General features: G+C 40.2%; 10 protein-coding genes. 1 reads left to right on the top strand and 9 read right to left on the bottom strand.

What is annotated here, in order from left to right; all coding sequences use genetic code 11:
* The 5 genes from RYO55_RS00415 to RYO55_RS00395 all read right to left on the bottom strand — a co-directional run bounded on the left by RYO55_RS00415 (position 1) and on the right by RYO55_RS00395 (position 19233).
* Positions 1-5454, bottom strand: a complete 5454-nt coding sequence (locus RYO55_RS00415) for an ESPR-type extended signal peptide-containing protein (RefSeq protein ID WP_314983645.1) — start codon at positions 5452-5454, stop codon at positions 1-3.
* Between the two features lie 508 nt (positions 5455-5962).
* Positions 5963-6607, bottom strand: coding sequence for a hypothetical protein (locus tag RYO55_RS00410; protein WP_314983643.1), 645 nt, complete (start codon positions 6605-6607; stop codon positions 5963-5965).
* An 87-nt stretch (positions 6608-6694) separates the two neighbouring features.
* Entirely contained in the window at positions 6695-15004 is an 8310-nt protein-coding gene (locus RYO55_RS00405; RefSeq protein WP_314983641.1) for a YadA-like family protein, read from the bottom strand.
* Between the two features lie 511 nt (positions 15005-15515).
* Positions 15516-17924 (bottom strand): S-layer homology domain-containing protein, encoded by a 2409-nt coding sequence (locus RYO55_RS00400; protein WP_314983640.1) that lies wholly within the window; start codon positions 17922-17924, stop codon positions 15516-15518.
* A 265-nt stretch (positions 17925-18189) separates the two neighbouring features.
* Positions 18190-19233, bottom strand: coding sequence for an inverse autotransporter beta domain-containing protein (locus RYO55_RS00395; RefSeq protein ID WP_314983638.1), 1044 nt, complete (start codon positions 19231-19233; stop codon positions 18190-18192).
* Between the two features lie 431 nt (positions 19234-19664).
* Here RYO55_RS00395 and RYO55_RS00390 point away from each other — a divergent pair, with 431 nt between their 5' ends.
* Positions 19665-21074, top strand: coding sequence for a YadA-like family protein (locus RYO55_RS00390; protein WP_314983636.1), 1410 nt, complete (start codon positions 19665-19667; stop codon positions 21072-21074).
* Between the two features lie 490 nt (positions 21075-21564).
* Here RYO55_RS00390 and RYO55_RS00385 read toward each other — a convergent pair whose 3' ends face one another.
* The 4 genes from RYO55_RS00385 to RYO55_RS00370 all read right to left on the bottom strand — a co-directional run bounded on the left by RYO55_RS00385 (position 21565) and on the right by RYO55_RS00370 (position 26053).
* On the bottom strand, positions 21565-21891 hold the full coding sequence (locus RYO55_RS00385; protein WP_295817711.1) for a Tat pathway signal protein: 327 nt from the start codon (positions 21889-21891) through the stop codon (positions 21565-21567).
* 66 nt (positions 21892-21957) lie between these two features.
* Positions 21958-23034 carry an acyltransferase family protein gene (locus RYO55_RS00380; protein WP_314983633.1) on the bottom strand — a complete coding sequence of 359 codons (1077 nt, stop codon included), beginning with the start codon at positions 23032-23034 and terminating at the stop codon, positions 21958-21960.
* A 209-nt stretch (positions 23035-23243) separates the two neighbouring features.
* Positions 23244-23894: a hypothetical protein gene (locus RYO55_RS00375; RefSeq protein WP_314983631.1), complete on the bottom strand. Its 651-nt coding sequence runs from the start codon at positions 23892-23894 to the stop codon at positions 23244-23246.
* The gene (locus RYO55_RS00370) at positions 23894-26053 is read right to left on the bottom strand and encodes a P-loop NTPase fold protein (RefSeq protein WP_314983630.1); all 2160 of its coding nucleotides are present in this window, start codon (positions 26051-26053) and stop codon (positions 23894-23896) included. The genes RYO55_RS00375 and RYO55_RS00370 overlap by 1 nt, the downstream gene beginning before the upstream one ends.
* Between the last annotated feature and the right edge of the window lie 18 nt (positions 26054-26071).

Genomic DNA, 26071 nt, shown 5'->3' with positions numbered 1-26071 from the left:
TTATTTAGAAAGACCCACTTGTTGCATAAGTAATGCGATTTGAGCTTTCATTTCTTCATTATCTCGTTGTACTTGATCGTATTTAGCAGTTAACTCTAGATCATGTTGTTGCATACGAGCATTATCAGCCTTAACGGAAGACAATTCGTTGAGTCTTTCTTGCATGCGTGCATTTTCAGCTTTCAATGCAGTCATTTCATCTTGCATTACGTACATGGAGCTGATAGGACCGCCTTTGTAACGTTCAGGAACTGCTTTCTTCGCATCGGAAGTACCGAATTTATGAGTTACACCAGCATTCACCATGTTATGGTGGCTACCAACAGATACACCTACATGGAACATTGTATCTTCTGCTGTGTAATGTGCAACGCCAAGAGCCGCCGCAGTTTCACCTCTGTAATTACCGATACCGGCCATCACTTGAGTTGGTTCCAATGGATCATATTGAATAGGTTTCAATGCAGACATAGCCGCCGCATGAGCGCCTACACGTTGTGTTTCGCCCGCTACGGAGTTAATAGCATTAGCTAACCCATCTGTAGCACCTTTCAATTGATTTACGTTAACTGCATCCGTGCCGTTTACGCCAGGGCCTACATTGGTAATTGTATTACCGCCGTTGTTGAGGCCATCTTTAGTAAGACTTACAGCATTACCGCTAGCAGGTGTAATTGTTACACCGCCACCGTTCATAACTGTCGTATTACCTGCAGCATCCTTAGTTGTTACTGTTTCAAGACCTTTCAAGTCTTTCGCCATACGAACCTTAAGGTTGCCAGTACCATCGGATACGACACCTAAATTATCTTCTGTAGTCAACTTACTAGCATCAGTAATGCCACCCACTACATTAACTTGTTCGTTAAGCTTTTTCTTGATTACGGAACCGCTATCGCCACCGTATTTCATACCATCATCTTTAGTTGCCACTTGGTGGATCTTACCGTTTTCGTCTTGGTATTTAATACGAGTGATGTTGTTACCGTCTAAGTCTGGATCACCTTTATCAACGGTAATATCCGCATTACGGCCGTCTTTGCCAGTTAAACCGATATGACCAACACCGTCTTTGCCGGACATAGATACAGCATCTTTACCGTCTTTACCAGTAATGCCTACCTTGCCGTCTGTACCGTCAACGCCATTAGGCCCAGTAATGGATACGCCATCCTTACCGTTTTTACCAACTTTTACCTTATCGGTAGTCAAGCTGTCAGTCTTAAGGTTTTTCGCCATCTTGATAGTAACATTACCATTTTGGTCGGCTACGGTTTTAATATTTTCACCAGAGTATTTATCATCGGCTTCTGTACCTTCACCTTTGATAGTAACCTTTTGGCCTAAATCACGGTGGAATTCACCTGTATTACCGGCGAAATTCATACCTTTTTTCGTGATTTCATCACCTAGGTTAGTAATCTTATTATCCAAGGATTTGTGAGATTTTTGCAATTGATCTTCTGTAGCAGCACGACCGCTTGTGATGTTGTTAGGATCCCAATCTTTGTTTTCCAAACCTGTCACATAACCGTCTTTACCATCAACAGATACCTTACCTGCTGCAATCTTACCATCTTTACCGTCAATAGTTACCTTGTCGCCAGCTTTAATGGTACCGTTTTCACCGTCAATTGTTACGTTGCCAGCTTTAATAGTACCTTTGTTGCCGTCGATTGTCACTTTATCACCGGCTTTGATTGTGCCTGTAGTACCGTCCATCGCGATTTGTTTTGTAGCATCAGAGCCCAATGTCACTTGGTCTTTGAGACTTACTTCATAGTTCTTGGAACCATTCGCATTGGTGCTAGGTGTCACAGTAATATTATTACCTGCCGATACCGTTGTAGATGCGGCTGCTGTAGCTTTATCCAATTGAGATTTATTAACCGCATCGTTAGGGTCCGTGCCGTCAGCTACATTCGTAATCTTGTTACCGCCGTTATTTAAGCCGTCTTTTGTAAGACTCACTGCATTACCGCCAGCAGGTGTGATTGTCATACCATCACCATTGATAACAGTATTATTGCCGCCGTTTGTGAAAGTAGCAGACGTCAAGCCTTTCAATTCTTTCGCCAAGCGCAATTTCAATGTATCGGAACCGTCGGAAACAACACCGATGTTGTCTTCAGTCGCTAATTTGCTTTCATCGGAGATACCGCCCTTAACATTCACTTGATTGTTAAGTTTCTTTTTAATCACATTACCTGTATCGCCACCGTACATCATACCATCATTTAGGTTCGCCACTTCTTCGTTCGTGCCGTCCGGTTTTTGATACACAATGCGCGTAGTGGTCGTGCCGGCGGCACCGTCGACGCCCGGCTTGCCGTCACGGGTTACGGAAATATTCGTCGTAACACCGTCTTTACCGTTGATGCCGATCTTGCCGTCCTTGCCATCTTTACCGGTAGCGGTAATCGTTTCGGTCTTAAGGTCTTTGCCGAGTTTCACATCAATGGTGCTGTCACCGTTCGCATCTTGGGAGATACTTGTAATGATGTTGGAATTATCCCCTTTCACGGATACCTTGGACCCCAATTTATTCGTTTTTTCGCCACCTGTATTGGCATCGAATTTCAAGCCGTCATTGATAACTTTATCTAATTTAGATTTAGAGGCAACATCCTTAATCTTAACTGTTTCTTTACTACCTGCATGGTTTTTATCTTCTACAGTTAAGTCAACATCACCGTTAGAATCAACTGTATAAGCCTCATCTGCAGCAGCTGCATTTTTCACCAAACGGTAATCTGTAGCAGCAGCACCTTGGCTCTTAATTACATCGCTGATTTTTCTCAATTGATCTTCTGTAGCAGCGCGACCGCTTACAGGATTAGACGTATTAACATCCCAGTCTTTATTATCAAGACCAGTTACATAGTTGTTAGAATCAGCGTGTTTACCCATTGTTACGCCGCCAGCTTTCACGGTATCTGTAGCCGTCAATGTTTGAACATTAAGATTTTTGTTCAATTTAACGCCGATTGTAGTGTCATCACCAGTCTGCGTAATTTCAGTAGTGATATTGTTATCACCATTGACTGTTACTTTAGAACCAAGTTTATTCGTTTTTTCAGCGTTATTATCAGCATCGAAACGAAGGCCTTTGTTGATAAGATCAGTTTTAGCATTACTGATATTAGTATTTAATTCGTTTTTAGCATCGTGTAATTGACCGCCGTTTACAGCGTCTTTGCTACCTGCACCTACAGTACCATCAGAAACATTGGTAATTTTTTGATCATTCGCATTGAGACCTGTTGGAGATACATAGTTCTTACCACCTACAGTCAAACCGCTGTTGTTGATAGTAGTACCACCAGCTGTCACGCTATCTAAACCGCTTAACGTTTTCGCCAATTTCACATTCAATGTGCCATTGCCGTCGGATTCAACACCGATATTACCGTCGGACAATGCGCCTGTAGCACCGCCTTTAACAGTTACGGTATCGCCTAATTTTCTGTTGCTCACAGCACCGGTATCACCGGCAAAGTTCAAGCCTTTATCAAGAGTTGTATTGATTGTAGTAATACTTGATGTATTATTATCTTGTTGCGCCTTCGATGCAATATCTGTCAATGTAACTTGTTTTTTGTCGCCTTTATCATTTGCTACAGTCAATACCATATTTCCATTGCTATCAGCCTTATATTTACCCTGGCTACCCGCTTCAGGATTTTCTACCAAACGGTAATCTCCCTTTGCTACCTCAGTAAATATATTACTCAAATCAACATTAACTTTGCCCGTATCGTTACGTTCTAGTGTCAACACTTTGCCGTCATTAGAAATACTGCCACTCGTAACATAGTTATTTTTCAATCCACTTACGTTGGCAGTCAATCCGTTTGTGCCGGTTAGATTTGCGGCACCCTCACCATTTGCTTGATAAGTCACTGAACCGCCAGTCACATGCTTATCCTTCGCCGTAATGATACGGTTAATATCGCCAATATTGGCACCATTCGTCGTTACGTCTCCGCCGCTAGCCACATTGACGATTTGTTTATTTCCTGCATCAATGCCAGTTTTTACAATTTTAGGGCCTCCAGTGATCGTCACACCATCCGTGTTCATCACTGTATCACCAGCAGTCACACTAGTTAGGTCTTTCAGTTCTTTAGCCAATTTCACGTTCAATGTATCTGTGCCATTAGATACCACTCCAATATTGTTATCACTCAATTTGGATGTATCGGCTACGCCACCAACGATATTAGTTTGTGCCCCCAGTCTTTGGGTAAACTTATTATCTGTAGCCCCCGTACCTTTTACATCTCCTGCATAAACTGTGCCCTTATTCACTTCCGTAGTCACTGCATACAGTTGACTGCCGTTAATAGCATCTGTAGATGTAGCGGAAATACGGCCGGCCGCTACATTGGTAACCGTCCGTTCCATACCTGTCTTACCTACGCTAACTGTGGAACCAGGAGTTATACCTGCAAAGTTATGTACTACTCCATTAACTGACTCAGAGGCTGTTGCTACCGCTGCAGCAGTTTCAGAACCGGTGCCGAGAGCCACCGCATTTTCATTGGTTGCTTTCGCCCCAGTACCGATAGCGACGCTATTTTTCGCACTGACCGAAGCATTTTTACCTATAGCTGTACCGTTTTCAGCAGTAGAATTAGATCCAGATCCTATAGCAGTTGCATCTACTGCGCTAGCATTCGTCTGTCTGCCAAGTGCCGTTGCCCCTAATTGTTTCGCGTTAGCTAGATAACCTACAGCCACGGACTGTCCAGTAGTAGCTTTTGACCAGGTACCAATAGACACGCTGGCATCATCTTCGGCCACTGCATTTGTCCCCATGGCGATACTCCATCTGCCTTTAGCCTCCGCGCTCCCACCGATTGCATAAGCATAAGTATTAGTAGCTTTTGAATTATTTCCCATCGCTAACGAGGATACCTCAGTAGCATGAGAGAGGCTGCCGATGGCTATAGCATAGGTATTATCCGCTTTTGCACCTGCACCGATAGTGGTAGCATACTCTCCATTAGCTTCGGCTTTTGCCCCAATAGCGGTAGCATTTTTCCCTTGTGCCTTGGCTACACCACCAATAGCTGTCGCGTTTTCCGCAGTAGATTGTGTTCCTCCACCGATAGCGGTTGAATATGAAGCAGAAGAATTACTATGCGCACCTAATGCCAAGGAAACCGGTCCAAGGGCCTGCGCATAACCGCCAATGGCTACATTATTTTGATCTGTGCCACTATTCGTGCCATTTCCCCATGATACCCCTGCGCCAGTCCCCGCAGGATTTACTGCATTAGCAGTATTCAGTGGAGATAATATACCGCCTACCAGTGCCAAAACACATAAAAGTGTACCAACGCATGTTGTGCTTCTTCCATTAATTTTCCCGCGATTATTAGCAATTTCGGACACAACTACATAACAGTTTTTCACCCGATTCCAAATGACTTTATAAATTCGATTCATAATGTTCCTTTCGTACTACATTTTCATTGCGTAATAACTATCTAACCTTATATAAAACTATAATAAAAATAAGAAGTAATAGATATAAAAATCATCTATACTTCTAATACAAACCAACAATATTCAGCATAACAAGTCAAATATTACACTTATTACAGATTGTTATCATATACTCATCTACTCGTATACCATATCAAAAAAAATCTATATTGTAAACAAATTTTTCATGTTTCATTCATTTTTATGGTTTATTTAACAAAATTAATAATTAGGAAATAAAATCTTCATCTTTTCGATACATTTACGCCATTAAATTTACATATTTGCATGTAACAATTTCAATTTATACATAACAAAAGCCGAGGCAATCTATGCCCCGGCTTTTATAAACACCATACATTCTAAATATTATTTAGTTATCAGTGTATTATCACAGAATCTAATGAAACTGTCCCTAATTCAATTACAATATTTAATTAAATTATCGGTTTATTACTTACACCATATCTTACTGAATTGTTGGTGCATAAATCGCTTTGCGAAGATCCACTGTATGAAGTTCGTCCATTGCAGGAGCTGCTTTTTCATCCACAGGTTTCACGCGATTATTGCCGTCTTTCATAGCTTCATTCAAACTGAAGATGACCATTTCGTTCATGTAGAAACGCAATTCATCATCATGTACATTGGCTGTATTACGATCCAAGATGTCGATGATTTGTTGCGCATAGTCCAATTTAGCGTCTTCAGATACAATCGCATGTTCTGTAAAGAACTGTTTGTAATCGTTGTACAAACGATCTAACGCCATGCGCGCATAGCTGTCATTTTTATAACGATGGCTCACGATGTACCAGCTGCGACGAACGTTCATGTAGTACAACACATTGTTACGATACCGCTCTTGACCGGTCATAACACGGGAATCGTCCATAATACGTTTGCCCTTTTGGTCCAATTGGAATTGTGTGAAAGCATTGACTACATCGCGAACTTCTTCGCTAGGTACCTCTAAAGCACCTTCTACTTCAAGAATATTCAACGGTTCAGCTGGTTGTTCCGGCATCATCAATCGATCTTGAGCCGCATCCGCTTGACCTACCGCGCATACACACGCAAGTGCCAATACAGGCATAAATGTTTTGAATTTCATACTTCCTCCTTATGATGAGCCGCCCCGGAAAGGGCGGCTTTCACAATCCTTACATGAGTGGTTAAGAACTCGAATATTCAGATTCGATTATTTTGTAAGACCTGCTTGTTGCATCAACAATGCGATTTGAGCTTTCATTTCTTCATTATCGCGTTGTACTTGATCATATTTAGCAGTTAACTCTAAGTCATGTTGTTTCATGCGTTCATTTTCAGCTTTTAAAGCAGTCACTTCATCCTGCAATACATACGCAGAGCTGATAGGGCCGGCTTTGTAACGTGCAGGAACCGCTTTCTTGGCGTCGGATGTACCAAATTTGTAGGATACGCCCGCATTAATCATGTTGTCATGACCGCCAAGAGATACGCCCATATGGAACATTGTAGATTCATTAGTATAGTGCGCCACGCCTACAGCTGCAGCGGTGCTGCCTTTATAATGGCCTACAGCAGCCAATACTTGAGTTGGTTCCAATGGATCATATTGTAATGGTTTGAGGCCGGAAATAGCCGCACTAGTAGCACCTACATCAGCGATTTTACCATCCACGCTACGCATAGCACTGCTCAATTGATTTACGTTAACCGCATCAGTACCATCTACACCAGGGCCTACATTAGTAATTCTATTACCACCATTATTGAGGCCGTCTTTAGTAAGACTTACAGCATTACCTTGAGCAGGTGTAATTGTCATACCGCCACCGTTCATAACAGTTGTATTACCAGCAGCATCCGTAGTCGTTACGGACTCAAGACCTTTCAAGTCTTTAGCCAACTTAATGTTATAACCATCACCAGCAGCATTTTTCACAACACCGATATTATTATCTGCCAAACGGTTCACATCAGCCCCACCAGTAAGGTTCATAGTATCTCCCAATCCACGAACCACTTTACCGCTATCGCCAGGTTGGTCACCTTGGAATACACGGCCTGTTCTAGCCTTGTTGTTGAAGTCATCATTAACAGCTTTCAATTGATCTTCTGTTGCGGCACGACCAGGAACAGCTACAGGGTTTTCAGGATCCCAAGTTTTGTTATCCAACCCTGTTACGAAGTTGCCTTCTTTACCGTCAGAAGTTTGCTTACCTACAACTACGTCGCCGGCTTTCACAGTATTTGCCGTTACGGAACCGTTGTTGCCGTCAATCTTAACTTGATTATCACCTTTACCAGCTGTAATTGTACCTGCAGCGCCATCCAACTTAACTTCTTTGTCGCCATTGCCGGCTGTAACAGTACCTTCGGAACCGTCAATCTTAACTTGTTTTGCTGGGTCTTGGCCAAGAGTGATCTTATCGTTCAAGGCCATCTTGATAGCGCCGTTATCTACGGAAGTTTTGATATTGCCGTCACCTTTTAGGTCGATTGTCTCGCCAAGAGGTTTCTTCACGGAGTTACCGTCTTCCGCTTTAAGACCGAAGCCTGTGGATTTGATGTCTTCAATAGCTGTATGCAATTGTCCACCGTTTACAGCATCTTTGCTATCTTTTGCAACATTACCGTCTTGAACGTTAGTAACCTTCTTGCCCGCTGCATCGATGCCGTCCTTCGTCATGGATGGGCCATCGGTAATCTTCACGCCGTCTTTTGTAACAGCTGTCAACGGATTGCCTGCTGCATCTTTAATAGTCATGCCTTCGCCGTTCACAACGGTTTTACCGTTTGCACCGTTAGCTCCGTTGTTGAAAGTAATGGAGTTCAAGTCTTTAAGGTCTTTTGCCAAACGAACATTGAGGATATTATTTTTGCTGATAACGCCAATATTGTTTTCAGTCAAATCAGCTTCGTTTGTTACGCCACCCTTAATGTCCAATTGTTCATTAAGTTTTTTCTTGATAACGTCGCCGGAATCACCGCCGTAAGCCATACCGTCATCTTTGGTTGCCACTTGATGTGTCTTACCCTTTTCATCAGTGTATTTAATACGAGTGATTTCGTTACCGTTGAGGTCCGGATCACCTTTTTCAACAGAAATGTCAGCGCTACGGCCGTCTTTACCGTTAAGACCGATGTGACCTACGCCGTCTTTACCGGACATAGATACAGCTTCTTTACCGTCCTTACCGGTAACAGCTACCTTGCCGTCTGTACCGTTCGCAGTGTCAGGACCTGTAATGGACACGCCGTTCTTACCGTCTTTGCCAACTTTCACGGATTCAGCTTTAAGGTTTTTATTCATCTTCACGTCAATAGTAGTATCACCGGTTTGTGCATCTTGCTTGATGAAAGTCTTGATGTTTTCGCCGCTGTAATCTCCGTCAGCTGCAGTACCTTCACCTTTAATAGTCACTTTAGAGCCAAGCTTGTTAGTTTTTTCGCCGCCTTGGTTAGCATCGAATTTCAAACCTTTATTAGTCAATGCGTCCGCACTATCCTTGATTTTGTCATTCAAGTAGTCCACATTAACCGCTTCGCTACCATCGTTGCCTGTAGCATATGCCACATTCGTTACGTGAGTACCGCCTTGTTTGTTGTTATATGCAGGACCTTCGTAAGTTACCTTGGATTTATCAGGATTACCAGTAGGGTCCAAATCATACTTAACAGCACGGTCATTCAATTTATCAAGTTTGGATTTAGAAGCAACGTCTTTGATGGTAATGGTTTCTGTTTTATCTGGATGATTCTTATCTTGTACAGTCAACGCTACATCGCCGTTCGCATCCACAGTGTAGTCTCCATTGGAGCCTGCCGCTTGATTTCTAATCAAACGATAATCAGTGGAGTTAGCACTTTGAGCATCCAACGCTTTTTTCAACTGATCTTCTGTTGCGGCACGACCGGATACAATCTTATCTGCATCCCAATCTTTATTATCAAGACCTGTTACATAGTTGCCTGTTTCGCTGTCACCAGCTGCGTTATTAACAGTTTGACCACCCATAGTAGCACCGCCTGCTTTCACAGTCTTAGCCGCCGTTACGGAATCAAGATTTTTAAGGTCTTTCGCCAATTGAAGTTCCAATTTGTTAGTGCCATCAGCTTTTACGTTGATATTGCCGGCTGCGCTCTTGAACGCTGCAGATTCAGATTCAGTTACGCCTTCACCTTGTACTTTCACCAAGGAGTTCAATTTTTGTTTATTCACGGTACCAGAATTGTTACCAGTGAATTGTAAACCATCCTCCATAGTCGCAACTTGGTGTTCGCCGTTGCCGTCTTTGTAAACGATACGTGTAAGACCGTTTGTACCGTCTACACCTTTTTCGCCTTTAACGCCGGTAGCAGGATCATCGTAACCAGGTTTTACGGACAAGTCGATACCATTAGTACCGTTCACGCCGTTAGTGCCGGCAGGGCCTGTCAAGCCGATGTGGCCTACGCCGTCCTTACCGGACATGGATACAGCATCCTTACCGTCAGCACCTGTGATGCCTACTTTACCATTATTGCCATACTGACCGGCTACGCCTGTAGGACCTGTAATTGTTACGCCGTCCTTACCGTCTTTACCGTTTTTATTAACCTTAATGGTATCAGCGATAAGATTTTTATTCATCTTCACGTCAATAGTCGTGTTGCCTGTTGCCGCATCCTGTTTGATGAAAGTTTTGATATTTTCACCACTGTAGTCAGCGTCAGCTGCAGTGCCTTCACCTTGAATTGTAACAGTAGATCCTAATTTGTTAGTTTGTACGCCGCCTACATTGGCATCGAATTTGAGACCTGTATTAATCAAGTCATTCTTGGTATTCGTAATTTGATCGCCAAGGTCTTGTTTAACTTGATGTAATTGACCGCCGTTTACAGCATCTTTGGAGCCAGCCGCTACGTTACCATCTTTCAAGTTAGTAATTTTTGTACCGTTAGCACCTTCTAATGTTACTGTGTCATGACCTGTATTACCGTCGTATTTTACGGAGCGATCTTTTACTTTATCAAGTTCAGTTTTGGACGCAATATCCTTAATCGTTACCGTTTTAACATCACTGGATTTTTCGTCTTTTACCTTCAAGTCAACTTGATTGTTATCAACTTTATAAGAACCGTCTGCCGCGTTATTCGGATTAGCAATTAAGCGGTAATCTGTAGCACTTGCATTAGACGCTTTCAAAGCATCGCTAACCTTCTTAAGTTGGTCTTCTGTCGCTGCGCGTCCTTCTACATACGTAGGATCTGAAATATCCCAAGTTCTATTATCTAAGCCTGTTACAAAATTACCAGTTTGGTTAGCACCTTTGTTATCTGCTACCGTATGATTACCTACAGTTGCAGTACCTGCTTTCACAGTGTCGGATGCCGTTACAGATTGCAAACCAGTCAAGTTTTTCGCTAATTGCAATTGTAACTTTGCATTGCCATCAGCGCCAACAGCCGCAGAAGTAACGCCGATATTATTACCTGTAGCAAGATCGGAAGCACTTGTTACACCACCTGTGATGTCCACTTGTTTGTTAAGTTTAACATTGGATGTAGCACCCATGTCGCCTTTGAATTTAAGGCCGTCGTTCAAGGTTGCCACTTCTTCGTTAGAACCATCAGGTTTTTGGTACACGATACGAGTTGTAGTTGTACCTGCTGCACCATCAACACCAGGTTGACCGTCACGAGTAACGGAAATATTAGTTGTTACACCGTCTTTACCGTTGATACCGATTTTACCGTCTTTACCGTTTGCACCGGTAGCAGTAATCGTTTCAACTTTGAGATCTTTGCCAAGTTTCACATCAATTGTGCTATCGCCGTTACCGTCTTGAGAGATTTCCGTAATGATATTGGAGTTATCACCTTTAACTGCTACTTTGGAGCCCAATTTATTTGTTTTTTCACCGCCGTTATTAGCGTCGAATTTAAGACCCTTATCAATAAGATCTTGTTTAGTTGTATCAATCTTATTGTTTAAATCATTTTTAGTATTTGTGATTTGGTCACCAAGATCCTGCTTAACTTGATGTAATTGACCGCCGTTTACAGCATCTTTGGAGCCTGCTGCTACATTACCATCTTTCAAGTTGGTAATTTTTGTACCGTTAGGACCTTCCAAAGTTACTGTATCTTTGTCAGTTTCACCGTCGTATTTCACGGAACGATCTTTTACCTTATCAAGTTCTGTTTTAGACGCAATATCCTTGATTGTTACAGTGTTAACTGTACCGGATTTATCGTCCTTCACTTGCAAATCAACTTTATTGTTATCAACTTTATAAGAGCCATCTGCCGCATTGTTCGGATTAGCGATTAAACGGTAGTCCGTAGCACTTGAGTTAGCCGCTTTCACAGCATCGCTAACAATTTTAAGTTGATCTTCTGTTGCCGCACGACCAGATACAAAGGCAGGATCAGTTAATGTCCAAGATTTATTATCCAAACCGGATACAAAATTACCATTTTGAGTAGCTGCCTTGTTGTCTGTTACAGCTTGGTTGCCCATAGTAGCAGTACCAGCTTTTACAGTTTTTGTAGCAGTTACTGTATTAACATTGATGTCTTTACCTAATGCAACCTTAATTGTTGTATCGTCACCAGTTTGTGTAATAGTAGTGTCAATGTTAGTACCATCACCAGCTACAGTTACCTTGGAGCCTAATTTATTTGTTTTTTCGCCGCCATTATCAGCATCGAATTTCAAACCTTTATTGATAAGCTCCGTTTTTGTATCATCAAGTTCTGTTTTGGATGCAATATCCTTGATAGTTACAGTTTTCTTATTCGCAGGATTTTTAGCATCTTGTACAGTCAAGTCAACTTTATTGCCAGATACAGTGTAAGCTTTATCAGCAGCACTGCTGTTTTCAACTAATTGATAGTCAGGAGCGTCTACGTCAACTTTATATGTTTTATATGTACCGTCAGTACCTTCTGTAATCGTTGTGTTTTTACCGGCAACAACTTTAACTGCTTTTTGCGCTTCATCTCGAATAACAGATTTACCACCGTCAGTAATATTGTTCAAGTCAGTTTTTGCCACTTTTGTTGGATCTACGTCCACAGTGTAATTACGTACACCGCTTGCATCAGGTTGACCACCTGAAAGTGTCATTAAACCACTAGTACCCAAGGATACCTTTGTATCCATGCCGTTTACAGTATATGTTTTTTGACCTGTAGTAGCATCCACTGTAGGAGCCCCAACAGTTACATTATTACCTGCCTGTACAATAGTACCTAATGCGGTAATATTCTTTTTACCAGCATTGGTAATATTAGATAAATCTTGATTTGCAGCATTATCGATTTTTTTCTTAGTTGCATCAGTCAACGCCACATCAATTGTTTGGTTATTAACAGATGTCGTAACATAAGAACCATCGCCTTTTACAGTCAGTGTTTGATTGTCTAATAAAACGTCATTGTTACCGCTGTTGCCGGCTACTTTCAAATTAACATTGCGCAATTGAGCCACGTTAACAGCATCAGTATCCGCAGTACCTGCAGCCACATTTGTGATTTGACGAGTTTTTGTACCACCGTCACCTACGGAAACCGCACCCATTGTGGATGTCAACGCAGCGCCTGTCAATCCGCTATATCCGTTTGTACGGCTGTCTGCAGTTTTAACATTATAACCTGCTTTACCGGCCGCAACGGAAGCAACGGAATTCGCACCCAATGCAACGCCGTCATCTACGCTGGATTTAGCTTTATAACCGATCGCTGTGCTGTTCGCATTAGCTGCAGTCGCATCAGCCCCGACAGCTGTAGCAAAGTTACCTGCTGCAGAAGTACGTACACCGGCTGCTGTCGCGTTATTGCCTGTAGCACCTGTGTTATCGTAGTTTGCATCGGCAGATGTGCCTTTAGCACTGAAGAAATTCGTTTGCGCCGCTTCAACAGCTTCTTTTACCGTATGGTATGTGCTGTTCTTGATATTGAAATCAGGCGCTTTATATGTAGAACCATTCACTTCATAGCCCGTATAAGTAGGACCTGCGATGGATTTTGCCAAGTTACTGTTTACAAATTTTAATTGTTTTACATTTGTTGCGTCAGTATCGTTTTCACCGCCCGCCACGTTGATGATACGGCGTTCAGAACCTACGTTACCTACCGCAACTACACCGTTTGCAATATTGTTATTTTGTTGGTTAGTAAAAGCAGAAAAACCATTAACCAAGGCACCTCTTACTTCCGTACCAGTACCCAATGCCAAGGAGTTATTGGATTCTGCAACGGCATTTGTACCGATAGCCATGGAGTTAGTACCTGTAACAGTTGCACCAAGACCGATAGCTGTCGTATTTGTATTGTTTGCTTTTGCTTCTTTACCGATTGCAATGGCACCATCTTTAGAGGCATTCGCCGCACCGCCAAGTGCAAGCGCATCAGCACCCAAGGATTTTGCATTACCACCCAATGCGATGGAGTTGGATAATTTTGCTTGAGAAGAACTACCCATAGCGATAGCATCAGCACCAGCAGCATTAGAACTACTACCCATAGCAAAGCTGCTTACACCACTTGCATTTGCACTTTTACCCATTGCCACGGCATTTTGTGCGGATGATTGCGCGGTATTACCGATGGCAAAGGCATTCTCTGCACTAGCATTAGCACTATAACCCATAGCTACCGCATTGGCGCCACCAGTGCTGGATGAAGAACCGAATGCCATAGAATCATCTGCACCAACTGCAGTACGAGCTTTTGTACCGAAAGCAAGAGAACGAGCCCCTTCTGTTACGGTATTACCATCGCCATTATATTTAGCACTTGGAGTACCATGTTGTTGACCAGGTAATTTTATAGTTTCTGCCGCACCGATTGCGATGGATTGATCCGCTTTTGCTGTAGCGGAGTAACCCATAGCAAAACTACCATTACCCTTTGCCCAAGATGCAGTACCCAATGCTGTAGAGAACTCACCTTCTGCAGCAGATTGACGCATCATAGCCAAGGAGTTAAAGCCGCTCGCCTTTGTAGCTGTACCAAGAGCCATAGCAGATGGTGATAAAGCCTGAGCATAATGACCCAACGCAAAGGAAATACCGCCTGTGGCCTGAGCATAGTTACCGATAGCTAAACCGGAATAATAAGTTGGATTACCAGTTTCCTGAATATTTGTATTTTTACCGATAGCAATGCCGGCAAAGCTATTTTCTGTATAGTTACCTCTATCTGTGCCATTGTACAAATGACTATTATCAAATGGTGTCAAGTTCCCAGGGTTTTGATAGTTATATAAATAACTACCTTCACTATAATCTACCTTACCAGTAGCATAACCAGCTCCATTTACATTATCAATAGTCATTGCAGTATATGTATCAGCATGAACCGTAGTAATATTACCACCCATCAATAATGCGGCCACCGCCATGATTGCACTCATGCGTGCCCAAGTTGTATTAGTTTGTACGGATTTTGCTTTACCGCCACCTGTTTTTACGATTTCAGATACTACTACGTAGCATTTTTTAGTCTTACTCCAAATCACATTATAAATTCGATTCATGATTATCCTTTCTTACCGAAACCTCAGTAAAACACATCACTTGTGTTGCATAATATTGCAAAGATAATAAAAAGAAGAAGTATAAAGATTGATTATCATCTACACTTCTTACACCAAATACTAGTATTCTCAATTACGATACGAATACTATAATTATTCATGATTCTTCATCATATACTCACCCACGGCAATACAATATCAAAAAATTTCTATCTTGTAAACGACTTTTCCATCTTTTCTTCATTTTTGTCGTTTATTTATTTCATATTTAATATTTTTTAATTTTAAGAAATAGAATCTTCATCTTTCCTATCAAATATTACGATAAATCCACATATCGGAATATAACGATTATTGTAATTACGTAATCAATTTCATATTTTTAGACTTTTCAGTTTAATGCTTTCATAGATAAGATAATTTTATATACAGAAAATTTATCACCTACAGGTACACGAAAAAGCCGAGGCCCTAGAGCCTCGGCTTTCACAATATAAATCATATATATATTCTATTTTTTATTAACCCTTACACGTTCAATAGTTGGTTGTCCTTCATGATTCTTGGCAATAGTATCCACACGGAATAACGCCATTTCAGGACCAAATTCAGATACGAGTCGATCATCGACGACAACACCGTTTTGAATAGCTCGGTACACAATTTGAGCAAATTCATAACGGGTCAACATACGGTCTCCTCCGAATGTACCATCAGGATAGCCTTCCACAAGACCCCGTCGAGATAGATCGCTAACCGCCGCATATGCCCAGTGATTATTCGACACATCAGGGAATAATGTGCTGCGGTCCGCCTTCATATTTGTTCCAGCCAAGCCATTCAAAAGAGCAGTCAACTTTTGAATCTGTGCATTTTGTGCCGCTACAGTTTTCTTAAGTTCCAAAACTTCCTTACCGATAGCTACACGAGAACGAGATACATTACTGTGAGCACCTACTTTCACAGACATACCTGCATTTACAACAGTTTCGCCATTACCAACAGTAGATCCTACGCTAAACTGCAAGTCCTCATTCGGTCTGTAAAAAGCCCCCAATGCAGCGGCGTTGCCGTCATGATAGTGGCCATAACCAGCAGCAAAGTCCCATTTTGCATCAGGATCGAAATCCAACGGATGCAAGGCGGCAAGTGCAGCCGCTCCGGCCACAGATTTGTTAACCTTTTTATCGAGGCGAGCTACATTCCGCCCCATATTCGTTACATCCTGCTTGATATTAGTAATGTCGCCCTGAATATTGGTTACATTCTTTTTAATATTGGTCACATCACCTTGTATATTGTTAATGTTTGTCGTGTTATTTGTAATCTGATTCGTTATATCGTCAGATAGGCTTACCTTATAATCTTTAGTCGTTCCGTTCGTCGTAGTTGTCACATTAATATGTTTACCTGCACTGACGGTAGTGGAGCCGTTCGCATTCACTTGATTTTGCAACTTTTTGAGCTGTGCCACATTCACCGCATCCGTATCCTTTGTGCCGGCTGCTACGGATGTAATCTGACGCGTAATATTGTTATTTGCATCACCGACAGATACGGCCGATTTAGTCGCCTTCCACGTAGAATCCGTATTCGTGGACTGTGCCTTTGTACTCGGATCATACCCAACGGATCCAGCCGCCACAGTAGCCTTCGATTCGCTGCCCAATGCAACACCACCCTCCACAGTTACATTCGTATTATGTCCGACAGCGACCGCATTATTAACAGATGTCGTAGTCTTGCTGTCTGTAGAACCGATGAGAACCGCATGATTGGCATCTTTTACCTCATGATTATCCCCCATTACAAGACCGTTCTTAGAATTAGTCACCGTATTTTCAGACCCTATTACGGTCGTATTGGACACCTTATCCGCCGTATTGTGAAAGCCCGTCAACATGGTATTCGTACTCTCATTGCCTTGAGAGCCAGTCAATGTGTTATTTACACCCATAAGTGCGGAGCGAAGTGTATAATCCGCCTTATTACCGCTACCAAATGCCATAGTAGAACCGCCACCGTTAGAATTTTTGACAGCAGAACGTAATTTCTCAGATAATTCCTTAGCGGAATTACCGCCCGAACTTGGCGCTGAAATACTGGTTACAGAATTCGTTATTTCATTCCCAGCACCAAATACGAGAGACCCATTGGAGTTAAAGGTCCGATTGGCCGTGCCTACGATACTATTTGCAACACCAGAGTATTGAGAGCTAGCACTTGCCGATTCAATACTATTTAAAGACCCTGTAATAGTAGCACCAAAATTCTTAGTGGCATCAGCGGCAGTGGTAGGATAACCTGAAGAGGCAATCGAATAAGCCCCTACAATAGAAGAAAACAAACCATTAGAATAACTATTTGCTCCTATAGTTGTGGAAAATAAATGTCCATTATTATTTTTGGTATTAGAACTATCTACATCCACATCACCTAATTTTCCTTTATAATTATGGGTCCCCAACATAATACTGCCAGAACGAGCATAGGTGTTTTGACCAATAGCCATTCCGGTTACCATCTTTTCAGGATTTTTTGGGAACCCGAAAGGTATACCCAAAAAATTTTTATATCCAGCCTGATTAAAATCAAACGCTCTTTCCATTCCGCCTACCATATTTTCGACGAATGAATTCGCACCTATGGCAATGCCGCCACCTTGATCAATATAATTATTAATATGTGCCTTTCCACCAATTACAATATCACCTGTGGACGGCTGTCCGACACCACCCGAATACGCTATAGTAGCCCCTTTGCCAATGGCTACGTTTTCCGCCTTCGGTGCATTACTGCCCGTGCCAATAGCTACACCGTTCCCGCTGCCTGGTGCCACATCCACCGCTCCGGCCACATATAGGCTCGATAACAACACACCATTAATCAACACAGATAATATAAGTTTACGCTTGCTCATTTTATCCTCTCCATTCCCCAATGAATTCCACGCGTAACTAATTCTTCATTATATCTTCATGAATATTGTGCCACTCTTTTTTTATTTTGTAAACAGAATAAATTTTTATGAATTAATGTATAAAAAAGGAACTGTCTTTTCATATCAAATGACAATCATCTGATACTATAAAACAGTTCCTTATGTTGCTTTTATCTAAAAGATAAATATAGATTCTTATGCGGCTTTTATCAAAATAATAAATATATATATATATATCAATCTATCAATCAACGTGCACCGTATGTTGACGACGCACATTTTCCAACATATTAGCACGAACCGATGTTTTTGTATCCGATCGATGGTTACCACCAAACCAAGCCGTATCGACACCGGCTAGACGGAACATAACCTTACCGTAAGGGCTACCGTGCTTATGCTCCGGTTTATTATAGCCCATATCAACAGAAATCCTCGGTGTGAGCTGCAACTCGGTACCGATGCGCAAACCATGCTTATCCGCACTGCGTCGCAACTGCCAACGATAAGCCTCCATATACACACGAGCCCAACGAGCATTCTTGAAGCTAGTCCCGTACTCCGCAGTATATCCGTTAGACACATTTTCCATGCGCGTCGCACCATCAAGGGAACGCTCGCCGGACACACCGCGATACCAGTTCATGCGAAACGCACCAATCCCCGACACGTACTCTAGCCCAACACTCATGCGACCGTGATTGCCTCTGAACCGATGATCATAAAATAAATTGCCACCGTAATAGTGTTCATCATTCGCTGCAATTCGGCGATAGCCGATACCCACATTCGCCGTCGTTCCTGTATCCGCTGCATTCGCCAACCGCTCCTGTGTAAACCACACATGACGAGATGTCTCATCATAATGACCTAACGGCTGCAATGTTTCCACACCGTACAAGGGCTTCCAGTTTTTCTGAAAGCGCAATGACAAGACGGTTCGCTGCATCCACGGTTTCGCCTTCGATCCGTGCATTGCGGAATGAACACCAGTCATGACCACCGCCTGCAACGCAGAGTTGACCGCATCCGTATCGGAATAACGAGTCGTCTTTTTATCCGTTGAGTCCGGCATCTCCAATCCGCCCTGACCGATGACATGATCTGGAGTATGAGACGAATTAACATGGAATGTATCTAAGTCGTCAGATAATACGGTCTTACTTTCACTATGAACTTGTTTTACCGTAGTCCCCTGTATAGGCTGCTCTGCTTTATTTACCTGCTCCCCCGATACGGGCATAACGAACATGCAAAGGGCACTCATCAACACGATTATATATTTCATTACACACTCTTACGTACAAACACACTTCTCATTATGCACTTAATTACGTACTTATTTACGTACTTATTTATGTACTTAATACTTAATTACACACGATTACACACGTCGATGACTCATGATTTCATCATGAACAAAACATGAAATTATTTCTATTTTATATAAATATATAGAGGATTGTCAATGCATATAGAATCCTATTTATACATATAAAATACTAGAATGCAATTTATAGAATAAATAAATATTTAAACTTTATAAATATGTATCAAAGGTTTCTTATTAACTATAAATACCTATAGAATATATTGTATATTTATTGGAATTATGTGAATATTCTATTTACAATATACCTTTTTGGTATTATAGTAGCCATGTAAGTCTTTTTATGAAAGTTTTGTGAAAGTTTGTTTGTACACAAAGGAGTGTATACGATGAGTAAGAAACGTTTTGTATTAGCAAGTGTTGTAATGGTAGCTTTATCCGCCTCAGTTTATGCGGCGCCGGTTAATATCGTTGATAACAACGGTAACATCGGCAAGGAAGGTCAAACTTTCACCGCAGGAACAGGCGGCAACATCACCCTCGGTGAGAACGCCGGTGCGGCGAACGGAAAAGGTAAGGGGCCCAATGCCCAAGGCAATAACATAGCCTTGGGTGCAGCTGCTGGAGCCGGCTCATCAGGCGGTGGCAATATCAACCTTGGGGCGAAGTCCTTTCGAGGCAGTACTGGCGATTTTAACGTAACCGTCGGTTTCGCCGCAGGTAATGCGAGCCAGTTGACGAACTCCATTGTCATGGGGACTCAATCAGGGGAAAACTCCGCAGGTGATAAAAACGTGTGGATTGGGAACTTCCAAGGTGCTAACAGTAAAGCCAGCAATTCTGTAGCCATCGGATCAAATTCGACAGTAAATGGGCAGTTCGACCTTGCCGTGGGGCATTATGTAAATGTAAAAGCCGCAAAAGGTTTGGCCGTAGGCTCTTATAACACACTATCTGAAAAAGCGACCGCATCCGGTGTATTCGGCCAGGGCAAATACAATGAAACAGCTATTGATGCGGCCAATTCTTACAGTATAGGTAATTACAACCACATTTCGGGAGAAAACACCTTTGTTCTCGGCAATAATGTGACTACCTCTCTAAAAAACGGAGTCGTCCTTGGCAATGATTCCGCTGACGGCGATGTAGTCGGTACAGCAAGTCATACCTTTGAAAATGGTACTACCGTCAACTATGCCGGCACCGCCCCTGTATCAACAGTATCCGTAGGGGCTAAGGGCAAGGAACGGACGATCACCAATCTCGCAGCAGGTCGCGTGAGTGCTACCTCTACTGATGCAATCAACGGATCCCAACTCTACGGCGTTCATCAAATGATTGATACCCTTGGTAAAAGTACAAGTCAACAGCTTAATAATTCTATCAGTACCATTGAAAAATCTGTACAACATGTATCTCAAGAGGTACAACGTGTCGAAACGGAATCCAATAAAGGCGATGCTCGTGCCGCTGCGTTAGCCGCATTGCATCCACTACCATATGATCCAGATAATCGCATTCAATACATGGCAGGCTACGGTCATTATAAAAATGCGAATGCAGTAGCTCTAGGTGTAGGCTATTATCACAAAGATAATCTTTTACTCACCACAGGGTTTACGATGAACAATCACGTTATGGCCAATGTAGGCATCACCTATAAACCGGGAAAATCTTTGTCTACTGCTATGTCCCCTGCCTCTTATAACGCACTAGAACAACGCGTACAAGCATTAGAAACACAAAATAAAGATCTCCAAGAAACGGTAAAACGCTTAGTAGATAAACTAGAAAAATAGTAAAGCAAGATTTTATAGTAATCTAATGACTGCTTTCACACAAATACACTAACACACAAAAACACAGAAATACAAAAGCTGTACACACATAGTCGATTTGAACTACCTTTGATGTTAAATTGGTTTTGACATCAAAGCCGTTCAATCTAATCTATGTATGTACAGCTTTTTATGATTATTTATATGTAGTTATTATTAATATGTAGTTTTAGTCATACGCAGTTTTATAACTATTTAATTAGCATTCATTCATTATCAAATATGAGTACATTGTTATAAAGTATTTCATCTCAATTTGACGATACATATCTTTATCTCTATAATATAGGTAGATAGTCAGACGAGTAGTTGCGTCGGGCTCATCTCGAAACTTAATAGAAATTAGGAAATGGCCTTTTCGTTTTATCTAGCTACCAAGCGGTAACGAAGGGCTATTTGCTTTTTCCAAAACCAATAAGAAGGCAGAAACACTTTGTTTCTGCCTTCTTGTTTATCTACGCGCCACGCGCATAGCTGCCATCATGCCTGGAGATTTCCAGACGGATTGGCCATTATCCGATACGAGTTTATTATTATCGTAAAACACGTCTGCATTGTAATAGTTATCATCGCTAGATGTCACTTTATAGCTAAGACCTGCTGTTGTGTACACCGTAAAGTTGAGTATATCCCCCACTCGCTTTACAGAGTCTTGATCTACATACCAGTTATTACCGAGATATGTCGTAGCATACACATCTTGACGAGCTTCTACATCGTTTGTGCTAATGCCAATTAATACAAGCAATCCCGCTAACATATACAAGAATTTACGCATTATAATTACCTCCCGTTTTATGGTAAGAATACTTATATATTATACCAAAAAACACCGATAATCGCATTATAATGGCAGTACTTTCTCAACCCTTGACTGAATTCGCTCGAGGCTCGGCGTGATTGCTTTCATCACAGGTTTTTCTATGAAAGCCAACCGCACATAGTCTACAATCATACCGATGACAAAAATAAGCGCCACTACAAGAATCGCATACAGAGGTAATAGTATTGAATCATAGTACTGATATGTTGCCAATACATTGTCCCACATGTAATGAAGGAATAGCTTATTATCATGCAATAGGTATATGCCAAAGGTAGTAGATGCTACCACATTAATCCAAGGACGATAAGTGATCTTTGCTTTCAAAAAAATAATAAATAAGCCAATACCTAATAGCAATTGAAAGAAGCCATAATCATTTTGCGTAAAGTAGAAAATCTGTTTCATATACGCTGGATTCGTCATGGCTAGTACATCGACAAGGATGTCCCCTAGAAAGGCCCCTACAAAGCCTATGGCGCTAAAAATAATACCTATTTTCTTTGTTATATGTGAGCCGTACAGCTTGATGTACGCTCCCATCGAATAGAATATAACAAAGGAAAAAATATGTTTGAATCCAAAGGTGGTATGCGGTACATTAGGCCACAAATTCAATGCCGTCGGTATTAAGAACCAAATTACCGTAGAAACCACTAGAAGCATAACGTAGTATTTATGCTGTAGCCAACGAAGTACTCGATTAATAATAGGCGTTAGTAAATAGAGGACTAAAAAATTCTGAGCGAACCAACTCATGGCGCCAATGGGCAATAGCGCAAGCATCATGTTTCTTGACGTCACCGTATCGAGTCCTAAACCCATAGCCACGCCCAACATGGCAATGCTGTAAAACCATATTTGCCCTACTAACTTGGCAAACTTGTGCAGCTTGAAGCTACTAGAAACCATAAAATAGCCTGTTATCATAACAAAGGCGACTACACCAGCCTTGCCTCCAAGTGCAAATACTTGGAGAAACACCTTATTAAACGTTAAATCTGACGTAAAGGGGAAACAACCGTGCACGCTAAAATGATGCATAATAATCAGTATCATCGAAATGATACGCAACAATTCAATATTGCTCGCTCTCATTCTCTATACCTCATATTCTTCCTCTCAAACTATATGAATACTACGCCAACTGGTAACTACCATGATGACTTGTATACATCATAAAATACATGAAATATATGAGAATGTTGTGACAAATTTTACACATAAAAAAGACAGCTGATTATATCAACTGTCCTTTTGTTAATTATATTTATTTATGATTCTAATTAGCATTCAAAAAAGTATAGTCAACTAATAGTTTTTGGTAATCTAATACTCTTTTGTCTACTACTTATAAGATCCTCTATTATTAATTTCTTGATAACAGCACATTTCTTTATCGTATCAAAAATTGTAGCAAACATAATGCCTGTACATATACAACTCAATATGAGAAATAATAAGTCCATAAGAATAGAGTGTTCAAAATGACTCCAATAAGCTATTCCTATTATTCCAACAAATAAAATACCATAAAATCCAATAGATTTGAACTTAGAAATACTCAAAAGCATAGTTGAAACAAAGCCTACTGTGCTACAACCTAACAGTACTTTTATAGTAATTATTATAAATTGGCTATAAGCAAAAATAATACTTTCACTAGCACCTTCCTTCAAGACTTCTATTGCCAAATTTGATCCTATACTTACTATAAGAGCCAAAATAGCACCTAAAGAAATAGTTCCCCATATAAACATATATCGGCTCTCAAAATCACTTACTAATAATTCATGTATAATTCGTAACTCTGAATTAGATTTATTAATTAATTCTTCTTTTATATATAAGCGATACTGTGTATATAAATCGGTTATCATAGAATACCAAATAAATGTTAATAGTTTGATTATGCTATTCCTAATTCTACCATTTATATAATAATTATTTAACTTCATTAATTTATCCAATCATTTACAAGCTTCATAGCTTCTTCTTCACTAACATTATGGTGATTTGAGCTCTCATAATTTAAAGAAAAAGAAGCCAGTTTAATCTGATCTTCTAATGTAAATTTATCCAATAGTCGTTTATCAAACGCTTGAATTTTCTCATATATTGTATCTTTAGAAACATATGTTAAATACTTATCTGATGGAAAATCCCATTCCCTGTCACCATTACTACTCGTCCACCTACTTGCAATAGCACATATGAATTTAAGTATATTAATATCCTCTTTCAATATATTGTCTAAATAATTTTGTGCTTTGTCTTTATCAATACACTCCCATAAATAAAAAGCTATATGGAACCCATTTATATCAATAATTGATTCAGATTGAGTAATCTCATTAATTTTTGAAACATAAACTGACTCTATATCATTTAAATGCTGTAAAGTAATAAGTTGTTTCTCTATAGATTCCTCTTTTCCTGCGAACCTTCCATGAGATAATTCTATTCTTTTGATAAAAGAAGCCAATGTTCCTAGTTGTTCTTTATTTATATTTTCTAGTACACTTTTAATCAAATTATATCGTTCATTTTCATCATTGATCTTACTCATAATATCATAAACAAGGAATTCTGCTTTAGTATATGCTGATAACATAAGAAATTGACTATTTTGAGAGAATTTATATAATACATTTAAAATGACAGATGATAGTAAACCTAAACGCTCTTTAGGAATGGTACCAACTAATGACCTTAATTCATCTATAAAATATTCAATATTGCCAGTATCATTAATTTTACTAACTACAACATTCAAATCATTTAACTCTAATTCATTTATACACTTGTTAATAATATATCTTGAAATCGGAATCTCTTTCAAATCAAACATAAAATATGAATCAAATCGTTCTTCTTGTGCTACTCTCATCGTCTCCCTAATATTTGATGATGTATAGCTAACACTACGTTCATTAATATCATTTGCAAACACAGGAAATAATGTTGTGAGAAACTTTATCCCTATATCCGTATTTATACCTATTTTTTTAAGTTCCTCATATATTGATGTACGATAATCACTTTTATCCCTAGATAAAGCTGAAAAACTATGAGAATATGTACTACAAAGCAAATCTTTATTTCTACCAATCCACTGATATAATTGAGGTTCTAAAACCTCAATAGTAGTAAGAGCCACCATATCTTCAAAAGCAGTTTCTTCATATAATATTTTATATCTAAATTGAAATGTATTTATAACTCGATTTACATCTCTTAATGTTTCAATATAAGGTTCTATACAATTTGTAAACACTTCACTCCAATAAGATTGATCAATTTTTGGGTTATCAGAAATAGTTTTAACTGTATTTTCAAGATTTATTAAAAATATCTCACGTAATCTTGGCTTCAAAAGTGCAGGTATTTCAAATGGGATCTGTACAATTTTTTCTAAATATTCTGCACCATCAATATCATGTACACTTTCTAAAGCTCTACATACAACATCTCTATCCATAGATAAGACATATATTATATTTGGAAAATTACCAACCTGCTTAACTAATTGAAAAATATCTCTAATCTGTGTATTGGTTAAGCGATCAATATCATCTATAATCACAACAATTTTTTGATTAGTATCACCTAAAACTGTCTCTAAATTTTCTTTAGTCGTATCTATATCTACATCTTTTGATAATTCAGCACCTTGAGCTTTAGCTATCGTCTTTAATATAGTTGCTAGGCCAGATCCAACCATAGGAACCAAAGCTAAAGCATCTAGAGCATCTGAATAATCAGTTAATGCTTTTCCTATCTTTTTTCTTGTTTCTTCATATTTGTCCATATTAAGTTTATTTTTTAATACTCTAAAAAATAGACTTATTAGATTGTCTTTATCTGAATAATTCCAAGGAGAAAAATTTACAATAATAGGGCTGTCATCATCATTGTCAGATAAATAATTTATTTCATTGACAACCATATTCAGAATAGATGTCTTACCAGTTCCCCATTTACCAAATACACCTAACACTAATCCATCTTTTCCATCATATTTATATATCGCTTCCCCTAATTGTTTGGAGAATGTTACTCTCCCCAGTAAATCCTGTTCCGAAGATTCAATTGCTTTATCCGAATTGTAATTCATATTTTCCCCCTACTAAAA

Source organism: uncultured Veillonella sp. (genome assembly GCF_963551295.1).
In the GTDB taxonomy this organism is placed as follows: domain Bacteria; phylum Bacillota; class Negativicutes; order Veillonellales; family Veillonellaceae; genus Veillonella.
Note: the sequence above shows the minus strand (reverse complement) of the source record. Positions and strands in the feature narration are given on the sequence as shown.